The sequence below is a fragment of the Celeribacter baekdonensis B30 genome, assembly GCF_000299875.1.
In the GTDB taxonomy this organism is placed as follows: Bacteria; Pseudomonadota; Alphaproteobacteria; order Rhodobacterales; family Rhodobacteraceae; genus Celeribacter; species Celeribacter baekdonensis_A.
Genome location: NZ_AMRK01000008.1, coordinates 74,412 through 92,647 on the forward strand (window position 1 = coordinate 74,412; position 18,236 = coordinate 92,647).

General features: G+C 58.8%; 18 protein-coding genes. 5 read left to right on the plus strand and 13 right to left on the minus strand.

Going from position 1 to position 18,236, the window contains the following annotated elements:
- Positions 1-97 precede the first annotated feature (97 nt).
- Complete coding sequence (gene pedF / locus B30_RS14110) at positions 98-784, plus strand: cytochrome c-550 PedF (protein ID WP_009572786.1); 687 nt, start codon at positions 98-100, stop codon at positions 782-784.
- 12 nt (positions 785-796) lie between these two features.
- Complete coding sequence (locus tag B30_RS14115) at positions 797-1,708, plus strand: substrate-binding periplasmic protein (RefSeq protein ID WP_009572787.1); 912 nt, start codon at positions 797-799, stop codon at positions 1,706-1,708.
- Between the two features lie 13 nt (positions 1,709-1,721).
- Here B30_RS14115 and B30_RS14120 read toward each other — a convergent pair whose 3' ends face one another.
- A complete protein-coding gene (locus B30_RS14120; RefSeq protein ID WP_009572788.1) occupies positions 1,722-2,621 on the minus strand; it encodes an FAD:protein FMN transferase in 900 nt (299 codons plus the stop codon).
- On the minus strand, positions 2,600-4,702 hold the full coding sequence (locus B30_RS14125; RefSeq protein ID WP_009572789.1) for a 4Fe-4S binding protein: 2,103 nt from the start codon (positions 4,700-4,702) through the stop codon (positions 2,600-2,602). Before B30_RS14125 ends, B30_RS14120 begins: the two co-directional genes overlap by 22 nt.
- Before the next feature lie 98 nt (positions 4,703-4,800).
- Here B30_RS14125 and B30_RS14130 point away from each other — a divergent pair, with 98 nt between their 5' ends.
- A complete protein-coding gene (locus B30_RS14130; protein ID WP_009572790.1) occupies positions 4,801-5,580 on the plus strand; it encodes an ABC transporter permease in 780 nt (259 codons plus the stop codon).
- Positions 5,581-5,586: 6 nt separating this feature from the next.
- Here B30_RS14130 and B30_RS14135 read toward each other — a convergent pair whose 3' ends face one another.
- The 3 genes from B30_RS14135 to B30_RS14145 are packed head-to-tail and all read right to left on the minus strand — an operon-like array spanning position 5,587 to position 9,755.
- Positions 5,587-7,809, minus strand: coding sequence for a hybrid sensor histidine kinase/response regulator (locus tag B30_RS14135; RefSeq protein ID WP_009572791.1), 2,223 nt, complete (start codon positions 7,807-7,809; stop codon positions 5,587-5,589).
- Positions 7,806-9,023 carry an FIST N-terminal domain-containing protein gene (locus B30_RS14140; RefSeq protein WP_009572792.1) on the minus strand — a complete coding sequence of 406 codons (1,218 nt, stop codon included), beginning with the start codon at positions 9,021-9,023 and terminating at the stop codon, positions 7,806-7,808. Before B30_RS14140 ends, B30_RS14135 begins: the two co-directional genes overlap by 4 nt.
- Before the next feature lie 36 nt (positions 9,024-9,059).
- Positions 9,060-9,755 (minus strand): response regulator, encoded by a 696-nt coding sequence (locus tag B30_RS14145; RefSeq protein ID WP_009572793.1) that lies wholly within the window; start codon positions 9,753-9,755, stop codon positions 9,060-9,062.
- Between the two features lie 311 nt (positions 9,756-10,066).
- On the opposite strand from B30_RS14145, the gene B30_RS14150 reads away from it, so the two are divergent.
- The gene (locus tag B30_RS14150) at positions 10,067-11,338 is read left to right on the plus strand and encodes an amidohydrolase family protein (RefSeq protein ID WP_009572794.1); all 1,272 of its coding nucleotides are present in this window, start codon (positions 10,067-10,069) and stop codon (positions 11,336-11,338) included.
- A gap of 11 nt (positions 11,339-11,349) precedes the next feature.
- On the opposite strand, the gene B30_RS14155 is transcribed toward B30_RS14150, so the two are convergent.
- The 4 genes from B30_RS14155 to B30_RS14170 all read right to left on the minus strand — a co-directional run bounded on the left by B30_RS14155 (position 11,350) and on the right by B30_RS14170 (position 14,098).
- Positions 11,350-12,369, minus strand: coding sequence for a GGDEF domain-containing protein (locus tag B30_RS14155; protein ID WP_009572795.1), 1,020 nt, complete (start codon positions 12,367-12,369; stop codon positions 11,350-11,352).
- The gene (locus B30_RS14160; RefSeq protein ID WP_009572796.1) at positions 12,366-12,965 is read right to left on the minus strand and encodes a heme NO-binding domain-containing protein; all 600 of its coding nucleotides are present in this window, start codon (positions 12,963-12,965) and stop codon (positions 12,366-12,368) included. Before B30_RS14160 ends, B30_RS14155 begins: the two co-directional genes overlap by 4 nt.
- 110 nt (positions 12,966-13,075) lie before the next feature.
- The gene (locus B30_RS14165; protein ID WP_081583725.1) at positions 13,076-13,810 is read right to left on the minus strand and encodes an HAD family hydrolase; all 735 of its coding nucleotides are present in this window, start codon (positions 13,808-13,810) and stop codon (positions 13,076-13,078) included.
- Between the two features lie 9 nt (positions 13,811-13,819).
- Positions 13,820-14,098: a DUF3572 domain-containing protein gene (locus B30_RS14170; protein ID WP_009572798.1), complete on the minus strand. Its 279-nt coding sequence runs from the start codon at positions 14,096-14,098 to the stop codon at positions 13,820-13,822.
- 130 nt (positions 14,099-14,228) lie between these two features.
- Here B30_RS14170 and B30_RS14175 point away from each other — a divergent pair, with 130 nt between their 5' ends.
- Positions 14,229-15,614, plus strand: a complete 1,386-nt coding sequence (locus tag B30_RS14175) for a diguanylate cyclase (protein WP_009572799.1) — start codon at positions 14,229-14,231, stop codon at positions 15,612-15,614.
- A gap of 68 nt (positions 15,615-15,682) precedes the next feature.
- Here the strand turns inward: B30_RS14175 and B30_RS14180 are convergent, their stop codons facing one another.
- From B30_RS14180 to B30_RS14195, 4 genes are all read right to left on the minus strand, one after another.
- Complete coding sequence (locus tag B30_RS14180) at positions 15,683-16,258, minus strand: periplasmic heavy metal sensor (RefSeq protein ID WP_009572800.1); 576 nt, start codon at positions 16,256-16,258, stop codon at positions 15,683-15,685.
- 3 nt (positions 16,259-16,261) lie between these two features.
- Positions 16,262-16,687, minus strand: a complete 426-nt coding sequence (locus B30_RS14185) for a hypothetical protein (RefSeq protein ID WP_009572801.1) — start codon at positions 16,685-16,687, stop codon at positions 16,262-16,264.
- Entirely contained in the window at positions 16,674-17,264 is a 591-nt protein-coding gene (locus B30_RS14190) for an RNA polymerase sigma factor (protein ID WP_009572802.1), read from the minus strand. Before B30_RS14190 ends, B30_RS14185 begins: the two co-directional genes overlap by 14 nt.
- Positions 17,265-17,349: 85 nt before the next feature.
- Positions 17,350-17,907 (minus strand): EF-hand domain-containing protein, encoded by a 558-nt coding sequence (locus B30_RS14195; RefSeq protein ID WP_009572803.1) that lies wholly within the window; start codon positions 17,905-17,907, stop codon positions 17,350-17,352.
- Positions 17,908-18,236: the final 329 nt, after the last annotated feature.

Sequence of the window (18,236 nt, forward strand, 5' to 3'; positions counted from 1 at the left end):
GGACCAAGGTCGCATGACGGTTTCGACAGTTGCACCAAGGTCGAATAGCGCCTGTTGCAGCTGCGGCGATATTGATTGGGAAACTTGGGAGGATCCTATGAAACGTACTGCTTTGATTGCCGCGCTCACTGTCGCCACATTCGCCACATCCGCCTTTGCACATGGCGATGTCACCCCGCAGGCGATCAACACCGATATGTTGCCCGATGTAGGGGTGGAGGGCGAAGATTGGTTGATCGAAAATCCCTATCGCGCCGAGGCGGCGGGCGAAGACGTCTGGCTCAAAGCCATCGAAATCGGCTCCTCCGGGTTCAACCAAAACTGTGCCCGCTGTCATGGGCTTGGGGCCGTCTCCGGTGGCCTCGCCCCCGATTTGCGCTATCTTGAAGCTGCCGAATATGGCGACGAATGGTATGTGGAACGGTTTCAATTGGGGATGACCCAAAATGGCATCACTAAAATGCCCGCCTTTGGCGAAATCCTGGGTCAAAAAGCCGCCTGGGCGATCCGCACCTATATCGAAACCCGCCCCGACGATGGCGCGTTGGACAGCCACATGACCCGTTTGACCGAAATCCGCGATCACCTTTTAGCGGGCGATATTGATGATCCGATGGCTCTCAAAGAAGAGCTCGGCATGATTGCTGCCGAAGTCGAAACCGGGTCCGGCGCACCCATCGCCGACAGCATCGCCTTTAAGGCCTCAAACAGCCTGTCTGATGATCCGGAAACCTGGAAACACACAGCGGACCTGTTGACCGTTGGCCTGTCTGCCGCGCATTAAGGGTTTGTTTCCATGAAACATTCCCTCTTTGCTCTGACCTTTTTGACCGGTCTCGCCTCTGCGGGGCCGGTTTTCGCCCGCTGTGAGGATGTGGTGCCGCAACTGCGGCCACAAAATACCTTTGCCCAGGACATTGGCCGCGATTTCGACACCATCATCGACGAGGGTTGGATCGAATTTGCGCTCTACGAAAACTTTGCACCTTGGTCCTTTCTCAAGGACGGAAAACCCGCGGGCATCGACGTTGAGATCGGCAGGCTCATCGCCGAAGACCTCGGGGTCACCCCGCGGTTTCGCCTTGTTCAGGCCGATGAAACCCTTGAGGGCGATTTGCGCAATTACGTTTGGAAAGGGGCCGCCGTCGGCGGGCGCGTCTCCGACGTGATGTTGCATGTGCCCTATGACAGTGAGTTCGCCTGCCGTGTCGAACAGGCTGTTTTTACTGGACAATATGCGGCGGAAACCCTCGCCATCGGCTATAGTCTGACCGACTACCCCGACCCGGATGACATCCCGACGCCGGCCTATTTCCGCTATGACACCGTCGCGGTCGAAAACGACAGCATTTCGGACCTCTACCTCGCCTCCATCGGTCGCGGCGTCGTATCCGACGCAATCCACCGCTATCCCAGCTCAGACCGCGCCGTCTCCGCCATGGTGGCAGGCGACACCATGGCCGTCATGGCGCCTTTGGCGGTGATCGAAGCCGGGATCAGCGCGGACGAGACCAACGGATTTGCCGTCCATACCCCGCCGCTGCCGGGGCTGGTGCGCTCGACATGGACCGTTGGCGTCGCCGTCAACCAACAGCATCGCGACCTTGGCTATGCCGTTGATTACGCCGTTGAAAAGGCGCTTTCAGATGGGCGTATCCCGGCCATTTTTGCCATGCATGGGCTAAGCTTTCTACCCCCTGAGCGTTAGGTCTTGAACACGCTCACAGCGTTTCAAGGTTCCCCTCAAAATCAATCATCATCACAGGCCCCAGATCAAGCCGTTCGCAGACCCGCGCCATCTGATCGCGCGGCATCAGGCAAAACGCGGTCGAAACGGCATCCGCAAGCGCGGCAGACCGCGCCTCAACCGTCACCGTCGACCACAGCGGCACACCGCCTTTGGGGTGCAGAATGTGGGTTTCATCCCCCACCCGCATCGCGCCGGGGCTGGAGCTTGCCACCGCGCCATCCGTCAGGCTCAGGCGGCCAAGTTGTCCCGCCTCAGGGTCGGACACCCCCAAATGATAAGGCCCGCCCATGGCACGGAATTCGCCCATATTGACCAGCGCGTGATCGTAGCCACGCCGCCGCAACAGCGCGGTGATCCGGTCGGTGGCATAGCCCTGTGCGATGCCATTGAGGCTGAGCTTTTGGCCAGGTGCCAGGCGCACATGGCTGCTGCCGATCTCGACCCGCTCAAAGCCGATCAAAGCCCGCGCCTGCGCCGTGTCACGCCCCTCGACAAGGGCCTGCCAAAGCGGCTGAATCGTCGGATCAAACAGGCCCTCACTGGCCAGATGCACCCGGCGCGCCAGCCGCAAGACCTCATGCATCTCCTCGCTCACCGCAATCCGCCCGCGGGCGTTCAGTTGCGACAGTTCAGAGCTGGGTGAAAAGATCGAAAACCGCGCTTCGATCTGACGCAGCTCTTGCACCACTGCGTCCAAATCCTGTTGCACCTGAAGCGCATCGCTCGACAGTTCCAGCGAGACCTCAGCCCCGAAAGCCTGCCCTCGCCAGATTTGGGTTGAGGCGCGCGCGGCACTGGCCAGCCCCATCGCCGGGGCCGAGGCGCAGAGGGTTAAAAACCGGCGGCGGGTCAGCTGAGATTTGGCGGGCATGTGGCACGCTCCTGTCGTTTGGCGGCCAAGATCAGCGGCACGCACTGGTTCGGATCGTCATGGATTTTAACGCAATCAAGGCATTGAAAACATTCGTCATACTGGATTTCTCCGGTCTTTTTGATTGCGCCATAGCGGCATTTGACCCGGCACAATTGGCACGGGCTGCCGCAGGCCTCACGCCGGGCGATCCAATCGCGCCCACGCAACAGGCCGCCAATCGCCATGATCGCCCCCAAAGGGCAGACATATCGGCAAAACCCTTTGAAAAAGACGAGGCTCAGCCCCAGCCAAAACACGGCATAGGCGACGTAATACCACTCGCGGACGAAATAGACGGTGATGGCGGTTTTGAACGGCTCTATTTCGGCAGCTTTTTCGGCATAATCGGGGGCGGCGAATGTCACCGCGATGACCCCAAAGAGCGCCACATATTTAAATTTTTTCAACCGGTTGTCCCAGTCGTCCGAGACCTTGATCTGACGGATATTCAGGCGCTTTCCGACATGGTGGAGCAACTCCTGCATCGCACCAAACGGACAAAGCCAGCCGCAAAACAGCCCCCGCCCCCAAAGCACAAAACCAAGGATCGCCACCGCCCAGATCATCAGTGAAAACGGGTCATACAGCAGCACGGAAAACGAGCCTTGTCCAACGGCGGCGCGCAGGCTGGCCAGGACGGTGACAATCGACAATTGCCCCTGCCCCCACCAACCAATGAAAACGATGACAAAGGCCAATATCGTCAGGCGGATGGCGGTGAAACTGGGCCGCGCCGCAAGACGGGTCATGCCGGGCCCGACCAAAAGCAACAGCCCGGTCAGAACCACGGCCAAACCGATCAAATCCGCCCGCCGGTTAAGCGCCGCTTCGGCCCAGGCGGGCAGCGGTTTATGCGGCTTTGAGACCTCGAAAAACCGCTCCGGCGCGGCATAGGTCAGGGCGAAATGGGTGTCGCCCAAGCGCGGCTGAAAACTGCCATGGGCGCGCACGGTTTGCACCCGCAGTTCCCACTCTGAGATCGGATCAAAGCCCAAACGCCGGTCTGCCCGAAGGATCATCGCCACCCCGGCCTGTGGCACGTCGGGGGCCAATTCGACCAGCAAATCCGCATCGCGCAGCGCCACCGGCAAGCCCCCCTGCTCCGCCGATAGCCGGTCTGGCGCGGTGTTGCGCACGAAATCCTCGGAGACCAGACCATGCCGTCCCGCCTCCAACATCAGCAAAGGTTCCGCCTCAGGCGAGACCGCCAGGAAATGCTGTAGATCGCTCAGCGAGTCGTCGGACAACACCGCCCGCGCGACCGCAGGCGGGCCCAGATCCACCAGCCACAGATCCAGATAAAGCCCCTCTGGATCGGCCTGCACCTCCGGGTCATCATCGGCCCAAACCGTCCCGGCAAAGGCGGCGTCCACTTCGACATTGCTGACCCGCAACGGCTTGGCGATGCCCTGATCGACCAAATCCTGCCAAGTCAATGTTTCGCCATCGTCGGGCTTGGGCCGCGCGGGCGGCGTTTGTGCCAGACCTTGCATTTTGTCGCGCGCCACCGAAAGGGCCGCCGCCAAAAGGCTTTCATGGGCGATGCGCACACTGGCCGTCGCTTTGGTCACGCCATCCAAATAGACAAGGTCCGATCCGCCACCACCGCTGGCCCCGTAAGGCACGCCGACAACAAGGCTTTGGGTGATCGCAAGGCCTTTATATTGTTCAATAAACTCTCGAAACGGCGCTTCTCCAAGGCCAGACACAAACACCGGCTCACGTTGCGACACCAACCGCACATCCAAGAACACGCCGCTTGTGTCCATCAACACCAACATGTCGATCGGTGCGCCGGAGAACCCCGGCAAGGGCGCGAGCGGGCCGGTTTCGAACACATATCCGATCTCCGCACCACCCGAATTCAACAGCTGATACACGCCATTATCGGCGAGGCTTTCACCCAAGGCATAGGGCGGGATGATCATCGCCTCGACCTCCGCGCGGGGCAAAGGATCGGGGGCCGCCGCCGAAACGTGCATCGGGGCAACCAGAACGGCGCAGAGAAAGGCCAGAATGAGGGCGTAACGTGTCATCATATGATGACGCTAACGGCGCATGGGGCGGCGTTGAATACGACCAAGGTCCAGAGCGCCCTAGGACCCGGGCGGCGTTAGGATTGGTTCGGGAGGATTGGATGCGACAGAAACGGATCATCATCGAACAGGCCGTGTCAAAAAGCGTGACCACTGGACTGTCTCTTGCGGCCCTGATCGGGCTTTGGTCTTTGGCCGCGTGGCACAAGGCGGACCCGGATATTTTGCCCTCGCCCCTGACCGTGCTGCGTGTCCTGGCCGATCTGATCACCTCCGGTACGCTCTGGCCGCAGATGCAGGCCACGATGATCCGCGTCGCCTTGTCCTTTGGCTTGGCGATGGGATTGGGGACGGTTTTGGGCATCGCACTTGGGCTGATGCCGCGTTTGGAGCGGGCGTTTGCGCCGTGGATCACAGTGTTTTTGAATCTTCCGGCGCTGGTGATCATCGTGTTGTGCTATCTCTGGATCGGCCTCAACGAGATCGCCGCCATCACTGCTGTGACACTGAACAAATTGGCGCAGGTGACGGTGACTTTGCGGGATGGGACGCGGGCGCGCGATCCGAAATTGGATGAAATGGCGCGGATTTACACAATGTCACTCAGCGCGCGCCTGCGGCATGTTTTAGGCCCACAACTCGCGCCCTATTTTGCCATTGCCGGGCGCAACGGGCTTGCGATGATTTGGAAAATCGTTCTCGTGGTCGAATTTCTGGGCCGCTCAAGCGGGATAGGCTTTAAAATTCACCTGCATTTTCAAAACTTTCAAACCGCCTATGTCTTGGCCTATGCGCTCAGCTTTGTGGCCGTGATGTTGCTCATCGAGGTCGTGGTGATCCAGCGCTGGGAACGGGCGGCGGCACGGTGGCGGTCGGCCTAAGGCGCCCTAAGGCGCTTTGAGCGGCGTCATCACAAAGGTCTCAAGATCCTTGGGGGCGATCGGTTTATAGAGGATTTTGATCTGCGCCGCCTGACAGGCCTGTCGCACGTCGCGCGACCGATTGGCGGTCACAAGACGGGTGGGCATGCGGCCGTATTTGGCCCAAAACGCTTCGATAAAGGCGATCCCGTTCATCCCCTCGCCCAGTTGATAATCCACCAACATCAAATCCGGCGTGACATCCAACTCCTCGACCAACGACAGTGCCTCTTCGCCGGTTTCAACACCGACCACAGCCACGCCCCATTTCTCCAGCAAAAGCGTGACGGCACGGCGCACATCGGCGTCGTTTTCGACCAAAAGCACCATCAACCCGCCAGGATGCTCCAGACTGGTCTGCTCAGGCAGATAGGTCCCGGTCTTTTTCGCCACCCATTGTCGCGCCGGCGGCAGGTCGATGCCAAACACCGTGCCCTTGCCCACGACACTGTCCAGATGGATCGGATGGCCAAGCTGGGCACAGGCACGATCCACAATCGCCAGCCCAAGCCCCATCCCGACCGAGGCCGAAGCGGACACGCCCAGACGGTGAAATTCCTGAAACACCGCTTGGTGTTCGATTTCGGGGATGCCGGGGCCGGTGTCCCAGACCTGAAGCCGCACCCGGCCCGCGCCTTTGCGCCGTACACCGACCAAAACCCGTCCGACGTCGGTATAACGGATCGCGTTCGACATCAGGTTTTGCACGATCCGGCGCAGATAGGTCGGGTCGCTTTCGACGATCTGATCCGTCTGCACCACCCTTAAATCAATGCCCTTGGCCTGCGCCGCCAACATGAACTCATCGCGCAACTGCGCCAACATCGGCGCAAGCGGCACGGGCATGATGTCCAAGGCCGAGCGCCCGGCCTCAAGTTTGGAGATGTCCAAAAGCGCCGAGAGGATATTTTCGACACTCTCCAGCGCGTTTTGTGCCTTGCCCAGAACCTTGCGGGTGTCGTCATCGCTCACGCCATCTTCGGCGGAGGCAACAAAGAGTTTGGCGGCCGACAAGGGTTGCAATAGGTCGTGACTGGCCGCCGCGACAAAGCGCGAGCGCGCCGCGTTTGCCCGCTCGGCGCGGGCCAAGGCGTCCTCAAGATCGAGCGTGCGCGACATCACCCGCGCCTCCAACGTCTCGTTGGTCCGGGTCAATTCGGCCATCGCGCGCCGTTCCGCGGTCACATCCGTCACCGACATCACAAACCCGCCGTCCGGCAAATCCTCCGCCGAGACGACAAGAACCCGGCGATCCAAATGACGCATCTCAAAGGTGATCGGCACGCGCGGTGCCGTGCCATAGACCCAGGCCAAAAGCTCCTCTGGCGTCAATTGCCCACCCACGGCCAATTCGCCACTGACGCGCTGATACATGGCCTCAAAGCCTGCGCCCAATTGCAACTGCGTCATCGGCAGGCCCAGCAAATAACCCAGCCTTTGGTTGAACCCGGCCAACTGACAATTCTTGTCAAAAATACACACCCCAAGGGACACATGTTCCAAGGTGGCGCGGATCATTTGGGCCTGATCGTCCAGCATCCGCCCCCGCGTTTCGCGTTCGGTCAGCACCAGATCGGTCACGTCGGTCTGAAGGATCACCGTGCCGTCATCCGGGGTGCGGTGTTCGGAAATCTGAATCCAGCGATCCCCCACCACATGGACGTTAAACACCACATGCCGATCCCGGTGCCGCTCAACCCGGCGCGAGGCCCAGGCATAGGCGTTGTCCGTCCCCGTCAGGTCGAGATACTCCGATGTGCTGACCATTTCGGCATAATCCGAAAAGCTGATACCCTGTTTCAAACGCGGCACAATGTCCGGCAAAAACATCGCAAAGCGCGAGTTGTAGAGCACCAACACATCGTCTTGATCAAACAACGCAAACCCTTCGCGCACGGTCTCAATGGCATTGGCGAGATTGCGCTGTGCCACCTCCATTTTGCGATTGGCCTCGGCCAGTCGCGCATTGGAAACGTTGAGCAAATCCAGCGCATATTCCAAATCCGCCGTGCGTTGGCGGACCTGATCCTCCAACATCGCGGCACGCTGAAACTGCGCGTAGGCGGCGCCGTGTTCGTTTGAGCGCTGTTCGACTTGGCGCATCAACACATCGACGATTTTCAACAGCTTCTCGCGGGTTCGCTCGGAACTGTCCTCTGGGTTCAACAGGTTCTCAGAGAGCTGTGTCATCGTGTCTCTTCACTCTCAACCATGTTGGGTTTGCCTGTTGTTGGGGTGCTGCCGGGCGGGTAAATCGCCACGCCCGTGAAAGTTTGGTTGACATGGATCGACCCGATCTGTTCGCCATAGGTCGAAAACCCGCGCACGTTATGTTTGACCAAAAGCGCAGAAATTTCGGCGCTTTTTTGGCTGTTCCGAGCTTCGATGCGGCGAAAAATACAATCGCAAGCCAAAATCATCTCCGGTGTCGCGCCTTGCGACAGCCCCTCCAAAGCGCCTTTGAGATGGGTGGCCATATCCATCGGTTCGGCCAGCGTCAAAACCAAGCCCTCGTCAATCGCGGCAAAAAACGACATGTCGCCATTGGCCGCGACCGATTTGATCGCCCGCACATGTTGCTTGCCGCCGACGCGCACCACCACCGGATGTGCAGCAAAGACATTGTCATTCAAAAGCGCCGGATCACTGCCGATCAGACGGGCATACTCCGCCCCCGCAGGTTCGGCGTTGATCTCCTTGACGATGCGCGCATTCGGTTCCGCCGCCGTCACCACCATGCGTTTTTCGGTCGCACGCAAATGGTCGTAGGAAAACACCCGGACGGGGCAATCGGTGCGGAAAAACGTCAAAATCGCTGCGTTTTCAATGATATCCCGGCCATTGATGATAAAGGTCTCTTCGAACCGCGCACCATCCCCCGCCGATCCGCCAAACAGCGGCACCGAGCCAAGCCCCGAGGCCAGTGCGGCGGTCAATTGATCCTCGCGTTCAGAGAGGCCATCAACCAAAAGCATGGCAAATTCATGGGTAAAATGCGGATAGCGGCGCGACAACAACTGCCGGGCGCGGATCAACCCGCCCATCAGGTCATGCGGCGTACAGGTTTTGAGATCCGACACCAAAAGCGTCTCCACCCCAAAATGTTCGACCGGAAAGGCCATGGCGACAATTTTGCCCTCGTCATAGCCCATCGAGGTCAATTCTCCCGCCGTCGAGCACCCCATCACCCGCCCCCAAGGGATCTCGGCCTTGAGGTTGCGCGCCAGCGCCACCCGGTCCGTTTCGGGTGAGAAAAACATCAAGACGATGGAAAACGGCCCCGGTCCAAGCCCTTTGATGATTTTGCGCACGGCTTCTGGATCATCGGCGTCCACTTCTGCGCGGCGCACCAGCGGGGCGGCCGACAGGTCGGTCATGTGTGGCGTTTGGCCATATGTGTGCATTGGAACCTCCATCCCTTTCTCAAGGGTGGCGGAAAGTCAGCTTCCAGACAAGAGACTGTTGAAATTCGCTTCCTGCGCGATCAACACCGCCTGGGTACGGCTTTGCACGCCAAGTTTGCGCATGATCGCGGTGACATGGGCTTTGACCGTGGTTTCCGCGATAGTCAGCTCATAGGCGATTTGTTTGTTCATTTGCCCTTCGCAGATCAATTGCAAAATGCGCGCCTGTTGCCGGGTCAGATGCGACAGCCGGATCAGCGCATCTTCGCGTGCACTCAGCGGCATATTGGCATCGCCCTCCGAAAACGCGCCCTCGGGGGCATAAATCTCGCCACCTGCGATATGCTCAAAGGCTTTGCGAAAGGTTTCGCGGGTGGAATGTTTGGGCACAAACCCCGCCGCTCCCACCCGAATGGCCGAGCGCACCACCCGTGGTTCGGCCATGGACGACACGATCACAATCGGCGTCTGTGGACACATTTTGGTCAGTCGCACCAAACCGTCCAGCCCGTTGACATCCGGCAGGTTCAGGTCGAGCAAGATCACATCCGGTGCGTCGCCAACGGACAGCCGTTCCAAGGCTTCCTCCAGCGCGCCCGCGGTGGCCACCGTTGCAATCCCGACCCCCGCCCGCAAGGTCATCGACAAAGCGTCGCAAAACAGCGGGTGGTCATCAACAATCAACGCTGTTTGAAAAGCACCTTCGACGCGAATGGGAGTCTTTTCGATCATGGGAAACCGCTTTCAGTTTGGGTCTGACCCGAGATTAGCAAACAGTTAGCGCATTACAAATTGCCCAAAGGTCTATGTTGTCCCTTTGCGCCCCTCACGCTGCGGCGACACTCTCTGATGGGCTCAACTCAAGCCCGGATTACGCAGTTTAAACACAAGTTTGCGGTTTTCCTAAAACATTCCGAGCACGCACCAGATGCAAGAGCTGCTGCATTTTGCGCGTTTTCGCTCTATCCTTACCCAGATCGCTATGTCACGCCGTTACAAGGGCCGCACCGCCTGATCGTGCCGTTCAACACAGGAGAAAGACGATGTTTGATCTGATTGTGAAGGGCGGCACATTGCCGGATGGGCGTGTGGCGGATGTGGCTATACGGGGCGACCGGATTGCCGAGATTGCCCCCAATATCGAATTTGAAGCCCGCAAAGTGATCGACGCCGCGGGAGATTTGGTCTCACCACCGTTTGTTGATCCGCATTTTCATCTGGATGCCACCCTCTCCTTTGGCACGCCACGGGTGAATGCCTCGGGCACTCTGTTGGAGGGGATCGGCCTTTGGGGCGAGCTGCGCGATGTTGCCACGGTGGACGACATGGTGGAGCGCGCATTGAGCTATTGCGACTGGGCCGCCTCGATGGGGCTTTTGGCAATCCGTTCGCATGTCGATACTACGCCCGATCATCTCAACACCGTCACGGCGATGTTGGAGGTGCGCGAAAAGGTCAAAGAGTACATTGACTTGCAACTCGTGGCCTTTCCGCAAGACGGGTTGTACCGATCCAAAACCGGACGCGACAATGTGATCCGGGCGCTGGATATGGGGGTCGATGTGGTCGGCGGCATCCCGCATTTTGAACGCACGATGGCCGATGGCACAGCCTCTTTGACCGATCTGTGCGAGATTGCCACCAAACGCGGCTTGCCCGTCGATATCCATTGCGATGAGACCGACGATCCGATGAGCCGCCATATTGAAACGCTGGCCTATGAGACCACGCGACTTGGCTTGCAAGGCCGGGTGGCCGGCAGTCATTTGACCTCGATGCATTCGATGGACAATTATTATGTGTCGAAACTTTTGCCTTTGATTGCCGAAGCCGAGATTTCCGCCATCCCAAACCCATTGATCAACATCGTACTGCAAGGTCGCCATGACACATTCCCGAAACGGCGCGGCTTGACACGGGTCAAGGAAATGCAGGCCATGGGCATTCGCGTTGGCTGGGGGCAGGATTGCGTCCTAGATCCATGGTATTCGCTGGGCACCGCCGATATGTTGGATGTCGCCTTTATGGGACTGCATGTGGCGCAGATGACCCATCCCGATGAGATGGCGCGCTGTTTCACCATGGTGACCGAGGACAATGCCGCGATCATGGGGCTTGCGGACTATGGTCTGCGCAAAGGGGCGCTGGCTTCTTTGGTGGTGCTGGACGCCGCTTCCCCGATTGAGGCGCTGCGGTTGCGGCCCGCGCGTTTGGCGGTGATTGCCAAGGGCAAGGTCATTGCCCGCTCACCACGTGGCGATGCGACCCTGTCTCTGCCCGGACGCGGCGCCACGGTGCGCCGTCGCCTTATATGAACACTCGGCATTTAGCGCCGCTGCGGTGCGACTTGTCCATCCGGCATCCCGCCATCATGTCTGCCTGGATCGTACAGTGTCGCTTGGGCGCGGCCGTCGTGTTTTGATCCGTAGAGGGCCAGATCCGCATCGTGAATCATTTTGTCAGCGCTCGGAGACGCGTAGAATTCCGTGGTTGTGATCCCGATAGATCCTGAAATCCGGCAGACTGTATCCTGATATGGGATCGGTTCCTCAAGCCGGGCAATAATCCGGGAGGCTGTGCGCATCAGCCGGTCATGATCAACAAACTTATTGAAAACCAAAACAAATTCATCGCCTCCCACCCGTGCCACCATGTCGTCTCCACGGGTTTCTTCCAATAGAATTTTCGCCACCCGTTGCAACACTGTATCGCCTGCGGCATGGCCAAGCGTGTCATTGACGGATTTGAAGTAATCGAGATCAAGGTGCATCAGGGCAAAATGGACACCGCCGCGCAACATCCGATCCAGAACATAGTCCATCGCACGTCGATTTTTCAGCCCGGTGAGCGTATCGGTATAGGCCTGTTCTTCGGCAGCGACCTTTGCACCTTGCAGACGTGCGTTGAGCTGTTTGGTTTCTTCAAGAACCGCCGATTTCGCCTCAACCAGATAAAGCATTTCAATCGCCAGGTCGGTGTGAGCAAAATCTCCCGAGGTCAGTCGATAATCGGCCACAGCGTCGAGGATCGAGATGCCAAAAGACAGGTTCAAAATGTTGAGATTGGCGCCGTCAATGGCAATGGCCATCCCTTTCAGCGGGGTCGAAATACCGGACGTGAAGTTCAGATAGAGTTTCGTTGACAATGGCACAGGCCCATCGCCCGTCCCGCGCCCGTTGTCGCGAACGGAAAACACCTCACTGATTGTTTTGCCAATCAACGTATCGGCCCTGCGCAGTTTGCCAAGCGTCGGGCCGACAAATTGGATGATCCCATCATCGTCATAAATGAGTCCCATGGGCATCAAGGCACAAACGGAGGTGGGATCAAATGTTGCGTGTTTCATATGCCATCCCCAATCCGCCCGAACAAATCGAAGGCGCGCCCTTCGGCATAGGCGACTTCGAGCAAGTTGATGGTGATCACTTCTTCGCCCGAATCCATCCATCCCGAATGTTCCAGAAACACCAAGGCCCCATAGTCATCCGCCATCGCCCGCATCACGCCAACCATAGCATAGCCAAACCCCGGCATCGCACTTGAACACCGAAGTCGGAATGTCCCGTCGCCACAGGATTCGACCGAAAGCGTCGGCACCTCAAGATCGGGCAGTGCCAATTTGGCACGCCCTTCCAAGTCATTGAGTGAATATAGAAATTCCGTAAAATTTTCGCCGCCAAATCGCAATAATCGGCGGATCGCCTCCACATTTGGATGCGACACCAGATAGGTTCCGAGATCCTCAAGAAAGGTTTCAACAGGTTTATGCAAATGCCGCGCCGCCCGGCCCAGCACGTCCAACGTGATCTGATCCGGATAGCTCAGCATGGCTTCGAAGTTTTCAAAGCCAAGATCCGCATTTTCAGCAATATCCAACCACGCCTGCGCCCCGTAGGTATCACGCAGAAAACATTGGATCGCTCGATTTATCATCCCGTGCATGACCGGCACGCCTCTCACTTACACATGCGAAAGTCTTACGTGCGCACTCTTAAGAAATTACCAATGTCACCGGGATTTTCCGCGTCACGGGGGCACATATCGGTAAAATCCTAAATCTGTCTGTGGCACAGCCAATCAAATAGGTCTGCGACACTGTCCAAAACCACATCGGCATGGGGCGCAAGCTCATGGGCCTGCGCGACCCCCGTCAAAACGGCAACGGTCATCATGCCAGCCGCACGTCCCGCCACCAGATCGTGAAGACTGTCACCCACCATCACACAGCCCGAAGGGGCGACGCCAAGCCGTTCGGCCGCGCCCAAACACGGCCCCGGCGCAGGTTTGCCGCCATAGCCACTATCATAGCCGACCACTGCGGAAAAATGCGCCAACACATCCATTTGCCGCAGATGATCATGGGCCGAAGCCTCGAAATCATTGGTCACGACAGCAAGCGCATACCCCGCCTGTGTCAGAGCGGCACAGATGTTGCCAAGCCCTGGCACAGGCATCGGCAGAAACCGATCGGGATCGGCATCGAGCCGGGCCAAAATCTGTTGTCGAGTGAGTTGCGGAAAATGCGGCTGCAACACCTCCAAGACATCTTCGGGCGTGCCCGCGATCAGCGCACTGTCGGGGTGAAACCGTACCTGTGCCATGTCAAATCCCATCGCCAGCGCCACGGCTTCCGCCTTTTCCCCCGGCCCGCCGCAGATCTCGAGGATCACGCCCTGCGCCCATGGCCCCCAACTGCCTTGAAAATCCATCAATGTGCCGTCTTTATCAAACAGGATCGCGGAGATCGCGGACGGGGTTTGCTGTGGCGTCATTGGAATAAGTGACATGGATGATCCTCAGGTCCAGTGGATGTCTGCGCCGCCCGGAAGCGCCTGACGCGCACGCATCGGATCATGTGGATCAAGACCGGTCGCCATGGCACAGGCGTTAACCCATTCATCGTTCATGGTCACGAAATCAAGAACCGCAGAGAGCACGTCCATCTCCGTGGCGCGCATACGCAACTCCTCCGGGCTCATGCCGCTAGAGCCAAGAAAAATAGGCAAAATTTCTTCATCACCGACCAGCCACGTCAAGGTTTTGAGGGCAATCACCTCGGCGGATTCCTGCTTCATCTGTGGATAACTCCGTGGGGTTGGAAACGCTTTCTTAACCTTTCTCAACCAAATTCCCTAACAGGTGCAACAGCATTCGACACACGAAACCCAAAGCCGGCAAAATAACACGGCTCTCTGAGAGGTCCCTATGGCGGGCAGGATTTTGATCGCGGACAACGTGCCGACCAATCGCATCATCCTAAAGGTGAAACTCGCTTCTGCCTTTTATGATGTGTCTCAGGCGGCCACGGGGTCTGACGCCCTTGCCCGCGCGCGTGAGTTGCGACCAAATCTGATCATTCTGGATGGCAATCTGGGCGATATGACGGGGTATGCGGTCTGTGCCGCGCTCAAAAAAGACCCGCTCACCGCCCATATTCCCGTCGCCATCATCACCCCGGCCCATGACACGACCGCGCGGATTGCCGCCCTCAAAGCGGGTGCCGATGAGTTCCTCACCAAGCCGCTGGATGAACTGACGCTGACCGCCCGCGTGCGCGCGTTGATGCGGGCCTCGGCCACTTCTGAGGAATTGCGTCGGCGTAACGAGACGGCCCATGCGCTTGGGTTTTCCGAACCGGCGAGCCATTTTGAAACCCCAGGCAAAATCACTCTCATCGGGGCCACAACCGAAGAGGCGATGACCTGGCGCGCTGGTTTGCGCGGCATGACGTCGGATGAGATCGTAATCGAGCGGGGGGATCATGTTTTGGAGGCGATCTACAATGGGAATGTCTCTGACCTCTATGTGATTTCGGCACAGTTTGGTGGTGGAGCGGAGGGGATTCGGTTGATCTCTGACCTGCGCGCACGCGATGCGACCCGGACCTGCGGCATCGTCGTTGTGCATGGTCAACAGGACCGGCGCGAGGCATTGATGGCGCTTGATCTGGGTGCCAATGACCTGATCACCCGCGGGGCTGACCCGGAAGAAATGGCCCTGCGCCTACGCACGCAAATGCGCCGCAAAAAAGAATCCGATCAACTCAAACAAACCTTTGATGAGGGATTGCGTTTGGCAACAATCGACAGCCTCACCGGGTTGTACAATCGCCGCTATGCCCTGCCCCATCTTGAGAAAATCGCTAAGGAATCCCATGAAAACGGGCAACATTTTGCCTTGATGTTGGTGGATATTGATCGGTTCAAATTGGTCAATGACAGCTATGGTCATGCGGTCGGGGATGATGTTTTGGTCGAGGTGGCGCACCGGATGCGCGACAATCTACGCGGTATGGATTTGGTGGCGCGGTTTGGCGGCGAAGAGTTTTTGGTCTGTATGCCGATGACCACGTTGATGGAGGCGCGCGCCGCCGCCGAACGGTTGCGTGCGGCGATCTGTGCCCGCCCGGTCGCGATCTCAGCCGATGGCACGCCGATCACCGTCTCTGCCTCCATCGGTCTGGCCATGGGCGGCGGAATAGGCGGGCAAGCCCCGAAAGTCTCCGATCTGATTGCCATCGCCGATCAGGCACTTTATGGGGCCAAAGCCGAGGGGCGCAATCAGGTCGCTCTGGGGTCTTACGCGGCCTAAAGCGTCACGCCAAAATAAAAGGCGCCCGCAGGCGCCTCTTTTATGCGGTTCCCCCTTTAGGGCGCCTCTTAATTCTGTCTTTGACCGTCGCGCGGCGCAGCATCGCGCACACCATCGCCCGTATGTGGCGAGCGTGGTGGTTTTTTCAGCATGTCCTCAAGGCGCGTCGCATAGGCGGCACGATCTGAGGCACTCATCTGAGCGATTTGATCGACAACAATCTGTGCGCCGATCTCTTGGCGGCTGGAAAATTTCTGTTGCTGATGCAGCAAAAGCGTTTCAAAGGCCTGCTGGTCAAACGGCTCGGCCTTCAACGTTGTAATCATCTGCGCGAACATGGCTTTCACCTCGGCCCGTGCCTCGCGCGGGTCCCCGGCGGAGCGAATAAACATGCGCCCGACATCACGGCGATCTTTGGTTTCCAACGCGCCAACGAAGGGGCCAAAGCCAAAATCGCGCACCTGCATCGCCCGCGCCCGGTCCACGCCCGCATCCCAGCGCAACAAAGCGCCTGCCACTGTGCCGATCACCGCAAGGTTCAGCGCCAGTGACACCACCAAAACCACACGGCTCCAGCGAAACGGCTTTTTAAGCGTGCTCTCGGCGGGGCCGTGTTCGGGCGTCATTTGGCTGTCATCCGTCATGGCTTATCCTTCCAAAGCGAGATCGTAGAAACTTGGGACCAAGGCATCAAGCGCATCGCCCGCCGATGTCATCTCAACCGTGGCGCTCTCGCTATAGCTGCCCGTCGCCAAATTGGTCACCGTCGATGGCGCGCCCAATCCAATCGCCAGCCCCGTCACCGCCGCCGTGGCCAATCCCGCCACCGCCCGCCATCCGCCCAGCGCCGCAACCATGGCCGCCAGCATGGGATGGCGCTGTTTCGGGCGCAGGGACGCGCGACATGTCGCGTCTTGGCGGGCGCGTGTGGCAATTTGGGTTTCCGCATCGGCCATGACCGCGGCCAAAAGCGCAGTCGAGGGCATCACAGCCTCGTCGCGCGCCTCGGCAAACAGCGCCTCAAGCGATTGATCTAAAAGACCATCTGTCATTTTATCATCACGATGCGTCATCTTCGAACCCCAGTCTGTCGCGCTGCGCGGCCAATGCCTGCGTCAGGGCGCGTTTGCCTCGGGCGGTCAAACTTTCCACCGCCTCGACGCTAATGTCCAACACTTCGGCAATCTCAGGATTGCCCAAACCTTCAATGTGGCGCAGCACCACCGCTTCGCGTTGTCGGTCTGGCAATGTCGCCAAAGCCGCGTTCAACGCATCAATCCGCTCCCGCTGGATCATCACCGCCTCTTGCGAGGGGCGATCATCCTCGGGCTCGGCAATTTCATCCAAGGCATTGCCGCGTTTTTTACGCAGCCGATCCGTGCACAGGTTGGTCACCACCCGGTAGAGCCATGTGGTAACCTTGGCCTCGCCCTGTCGCCATTCGGGGGCGATTTTCCACAGCCTGAGCATCGCCTCCTGAGCCACATCTTCGGCCTCCGCCCGATCACGCAACAGTCGCGCGGCATAGCCCAGAACCTTTGGCGTCAAACGCAACGTCAACGCGCGCGCCGAGGCCGCATCGCCATTGCCAAAGGCAATCAGCAACGCGTCATCAGAGACATCACTCAGGGCGTCAAAGGGCATATCCATCACCGGCTATGGCTATCTCAAACTGTTGGTGGCGTCCACTGTGAGGCGGTGGGGAAGAGAAATCCCTTCCCCGCGCTCCCAACGCTTAGTTCCGGCCCTGACCCGGCACTTTCATCCCCGAACGCCCGTTTTGCATATGGCCCTGCATCCGCTGTTGCATCAGGGCCAGTTCTTCTTGGCTGATCGTGCCATCCTTGTCGCGGTCCAGCCGGTCAAACAGGCTCACGCGCGGGGCGTTGCCCATTTCTTCGGCGCTCAACACACCATCGCCATCGGTGTCGCGGTTTTGGATCATGGCTTCGGCGCGCATCTGCATCCGGTTCATGCGCTGCGCCTCTTGGTGGGCGAGCAATTCAGCCGCATCCACTGTGCCATTGCCATCCGCATCCACTTCGGCAAACCGCGCCGCTTTGAACGCATCGACCTCGGCCAAGGACAGTTTGCCATCGCCATCGCTGTCCACGGTGGCAAAATCAAACTCCGGCCCAAACGGCATGAAGCCCTGTCCGCGTTCCATTTTCATATCGCCGCGCATCCCGCCCATTTGATCGGGATTGTTCGGACCACCAGCGGCAAACGCCGCGACGGACCCACCCAGCACGGCAAGCAAAGCGAGAGCTGAGACAAATGTATTGCGTTTCATGTTCATTTCCTTTTCACAGGGTTACTCCTGCGCGCCGCTCCGACCTCGCTTCGAGACCTACATGCAGCGCGCTTTGATACTTATGAAACGGGCCACCCTCGCACTTCCGTCGCAAACGGCTCAAATAATGTGAAAGACACTCACCCCCCCCCCGGACGCGACATCGGGACGCAAGGACAAAGCGCGCAGGTTTGCGTAAGACTTTGTCGCTTAAACTCACGCCCATATCCGCAAAGAGGCGAACCGCACATGACCGACACGACTCAGGGCCTCAGCGCCACCCCCTCCTCCCTGTCTGACACCGCCCCGGCGCGTGCAGGCGAACGCGA

What these genes read in the sequence shown, in the direction of transcription:
- pedF (WP_009572786.1), top strand. Translation starts at nt 98, where the DNA reads ATGAAACGTACTGCTTTGATTGCCGCGCTCACTGTCGCCACATTCGCC.
- B30_RS14115 (WP_009572787.1), top strand. Translation starts at nt 797, where the DNA reads ATGAAACATTCCCTCTTTGCTCTGACCTTTTTGACCGGTCTCGCCTCT.
- B30_RS14120 (WP_009572788.1), bottom strand. Translation starts at nt 2,621, where the DNA reads ATGCCCGCCAAATCTCAGCTGACCCGCCGCCGGTTTTTAACCCTCTGC.
- B30_RS14125 (WP_009572789.1), bottom strand. Translation starts at nt 4,702, where the DNA reads ATGATGACACGTTACGCCCTCATTCTGGCCTTTCTCTGCGCCGTTCTG.
- B30_RS14130 (WP_009572790.1), top strand. Translation starts at nt 4,801, where the DNA reads ATGCGACAGAAACGGATCATCATCGAACAGGCCGTGTCAAAAAGCGTG.
- B30_RS14135 (WP_009572791.1), bottom strand. Translation starts at nt 7,809, where the DNA reads ATGACACAGCTCTCTGAGAACCTGTTGAACCCAGAGGACAGTTCCGAG.
- B30_RS14140 (WP_009572792.1), bottom strand. Translation starts at nt 9,023, where the DNA reads ATGCACACATATGGCCAAACGCCACACATGACCGACCTGTCGGCCGCC.
- B30_RS14145 (WP_009572793.1), bottom strand. Translation starts at nt 9,755, where the DNA reads ATGATCGAAAAGACTCCCATTCGCGTCGAAGGTGCTTTTCAAACAGCG.
- B30_RS14150 (WP_009572794.1), top strand. Translation starts at nt 10,067, where the DNA reads ATGTTTGATCTGATTGTGAAGGGCGGCACATTGCCGGATGGGCGTGTG.
- B30_RS14155 (WP_009572795.1), bottom strand. Translation starts at nt 12,369, where the DNA reads ATGAAACACGCAACATTTGATCCCACCTCCGTTTGTGCCTTGATGCCC.
- B30_RS14160 (WP_009572796.1), bottom strand. Translation starts at nt 12,965, where the DNA reads ATGCACGGGATGATAAATCGAGCGATCCAATGTTTTCTGCGTGATACC.
- B30_RS14165 (WP_081583725.1), bottom strand. Translation starts at nt 13,810, where the DNA reads ATGTCACTTATTCCAATGACGCCACAGCAAACCCCGTCCGCGATCTCC.
- B30_RS14170 (WP_009572798.1), bottom strand. Translation starts at nt 14,098, where the DNA reads ATGAAGCAGGAATCCGCCGAGGTGATTGCCCTCAAAACCTTGACGTGG.
- B30_RS14175 (WP_009572799.1), top strand. Translation starts at nt 14,229, where the DNA reads ATGGCGGGCAGGATTTTGATCGCGGACAACGTGCCGACCAATCGCATC.
- B30_RS14180 (WP_009572800.1), bottom strand. Translation starts at nt 16,258, where the DNA reads ATGACGGATGACAGCCAAATGACGCCCGAACACGGCCCCGCCGAGAGC.
- B30_RS14185 (WP_009572801.1), bottom strand. Translation starts at nt 16,687, where the DNA reads ATGACGCATCGTGATGATAAAATGACAGATGGTCTTTTAGATCAATCG.
- B30_RS14190 (WP_009572802.1), bottom strand. Translation starts at nt 17,264, where the DNA reads ATGGATATGCCCTTTGACGCCCTGAGTGATGTCTCTGATGACGCGTTG.
- B30_RS14195 (WP_009572803.1), bottom strand. Translation starts at nt 17,907, where the DNA reads ATGAAACGCAATACATTTGTCTCAGCTCTCGCTTTGCTTGCCGTGCTG.